Annotated in this window: 2 protein-coding genes and 1 pseudogene; 1 reads left to right on the plus strand and 2 read right to left on the minus strand. The window is 65.9% G+C overall.

What is annotated here, in order from left to right; genetic code table 11:
- Both ON45_RS16825 and ON45_RS16830 read right to left on the minus strand, forming a co-directional pair.
- Positions 1-464: pseudogene (locus ON45_RS16825) on the minus strand (HNH endonuclease signature motif containing protein); the annotation flags it as partial.
- Entirely contained in the window at positions 425-1,030 is a 606-nt protein-coding gene (locus ON45_RS16830; protein ID WP_040495327.1) for a DUF222 domain-containing protein, read from the minus strand. The gene ON45_RS16830 and the pseudogene ON45_RS16825, both read right to left, overlap by 40 nt.
- A gap of 238 nt (positions 1,031-1,268) precedes the next feature.
- Here ON45_RS16830 and ON45_RS16835 point away from each other — a divergent pair, with 238 nt between their 5' ends.
- Positions 1,269-2,486, plus strand: coding sequence for an amino acid ABC transporter substrate-binding protein (locus tag ON45_RS16835; RefSeq protein ID WP_083915091.1), 1,218 nt, complete (start codon positions 1,269-1,271; stop codon positions 2,484-2,486).
- Positions 2,487-2,530: the final 44 nt, after the last annotated feature.

A 2,530-nucleotide genomic window follows, 5' to 3' on the forward strand; every position in this document is an offset into this window, starting at 1 on the left:
TCGCAGCCGGCGTGTTCGCAGCGTCGGATCAAGACCTTCGCAGCGCGGCGGGCGTTGCCGGTGAACAAGCGTTGTCTGCGGCCCATGTCGATCACCACCCGATCCGAATCGACCACCACCCGGCGCACGTGACCCGCCAACGCTGCGCGCAACACATCATCACCATGCAGCCGCACCCCGTTGCTGGTCTCACACATCGTCGTGGACAGCTGTGCGAGGTCGAGCAGATCCTCCGCGTCGTCGGTGGCGAGCCCGGTGAACGGATCCACCGGGCGACCATCCAGATCGGTCGACGTCGACCACCCCGCCTCGATCAGCATGCGCCCCCAGGTGTGGGCATCGACGGCGATGTTCACCAACGGCTCCGCCGGCGACCCGACACCCCCAACAGTCGCAGCGGTCGCAGCGGTGCGGAAGATGGCGATCAGCGCATCGAAACGGCGTTGCCGATCGGTGCGCGGCAACGCCCGCACCTCGGCATCATCGCCGTAGCCGACGCCCGCACATCCAACATCCCTGCCACCCCGACCACTCGGGCGCGGCGGCCCTCGACCACGGCGTCACGATCATCATGGGCACCGTCCTCATCGACGCGCGCCACCACATGATCGACCACGACCGCGAAATCGCGGTACGGCATCTGCTCGGCATGATCCAACAACTGCGAAACGAACACCGACAACCCGTCACGAACCCGACGGTTGCCGTACGCCATCGACAACTTCGTCACCTGCGACAACCCGAACCGGCCATCCCACCACCCCTCACCCAACCCATCGAGACCATCGATCACACGCGCAGCACCCAACCAGCGACCCGTCTCCGCGCTCGACCAGTTGAACCGCGCCCGACAGAACCCCGCCATCGAACGATGACCATCCACACCCTCCACCCCACGCGCCTCCGCAACCGCCAAAGCCGCCGACATCTCCGCATCCAACCGGCGCCGATCCAGCTCGTTCTGCTCCATCCGCGCCACGAGATCGGTGTCGCACAGCCCGACCAACTCCTCGACCACCCGAGAGAACATGACAACACCTGATACGAACGTCTGTTCGTCGGCAAGACTCAACGCAGGATTTTCTGCACACTTCCAGCGCGTTCGAAGAATCCTCGCACAACGTTTCGTCGACGTGAACAGCGTGTCAGCGCTCGGGGTCCCGTGTCGGGCGTCACTGGCGACGTGTTAGCTTCGCTTCACGCCCGCGGGTCGTTTGATCGGTGGGCCCAGCCAAAGATTCACACGCGTGATTCCAGGAGGAGATCCAATGATCAACAGGGGGAAGACTTCCACGTGGAAGCGAACCGCAACGGCCGTGATGGCGCTCGGCCTCGTCGCCGGTGCCTGCTCGAGCAGTAGCGGCGACGAGAGTTCCGACGAGACCGAAGAGACGGTCGAAGGCGCCGACGCCGACGTCGGTGGAGCTGACGAGGCCACCGACGACACCGAGCCGGCGGAGACCGAACCGGCCGACACCGAAGCGGACGAGCCTGACGACTCCACCGAGGACACCGTCGACGTCGTACAGAGCGAAGGCGGTCTGCTCGCGGCCGTGCAGGACGCCGGCGTGCTGAAGTGCGGCGCCAACGAGGCGCTGCCCGGCTTCGGCGTCGTCGACTCGGCCGGTGAGTACTCCGGCTTCGACATCGACTTCTGCAAGGTCGTCGCGGCCGGCATCCTCGGAGACGCCGAAGCGGTCGAGTACGTGTCGCTGAACGCCGACGCTCGCTTTCCGGCCCTGCAGGCGGGCGAGGTCGACGTGCTGATCCGGAACACGACCTGGACCGCATCGCGTGACGGTGACCAGGGTGGCAACTTCCTGTTCACGACCTTCTACGACGGTCAGGGCGTCATGGTTCCCGAGGACTCGGGCATCACCGAGCTCGAAGGCCTCGCCGACGCGAGCATCTGCGTGCTGTCGGGCACCACGACCGAACTGAACCTCAGCTCGGTCTTCACCGCCCGTGGCATCCCGTTCAACCCGGTCGTCTTCGAGGACAACACGGCGCTCCGCCCGGCCTACGAAGAGGGACAGTGTGAGGCGTGGACCGCTGACGCATCGGCGCTCGCCTCGAACAAGGCAGCCATCGAGGAAGAGGGCGGCGCAACGCAGTTCATCATCCCCGAGGTCATCTCGAAGGAGCCGCTCGGCCCCGTGGTCGTCGATGGCGACACGGAGTGGGCACAGGCCGTCAACTGGGCCGTGATGGCGCCGGTCCAGGCCTGGGAGTTCGGTCTCGATTCGAGCAGCATCGGCAGCTACGACGGTGACGACCCGAACATCCAGACCTTCCTCGGTCAGGGTGACGACGTCGCCAGCACGCTCGGCCTCCCGGCCGACTACGCCGTGCAGATCGTCGAGCAGGTGGGCAACTACCAGGAGATCTACGACGCCCACATCACCCCGATCGGTCTGAGCCTCGAAGGTTCGCCGAACAACCTGTGGACCGAGGGCGGCCTGATGTACGTCCCGCCGTTCCGCTGACCACCAACACCTGAACACTCGTCCGGGCCGACCCGCACACGCGG

This window comes from Ilumatobacter nonamiensis YM16-303, from assembly GCF_000350145.1.
GTDB classification, from domain to species: Bacteria; Actinomycetota; Acidimicrobiia; order Acidimicrobiales; family Ilumatobacteraceae; genus Ilumatobacter_A; species Ilumatobacter_A nonamiensis.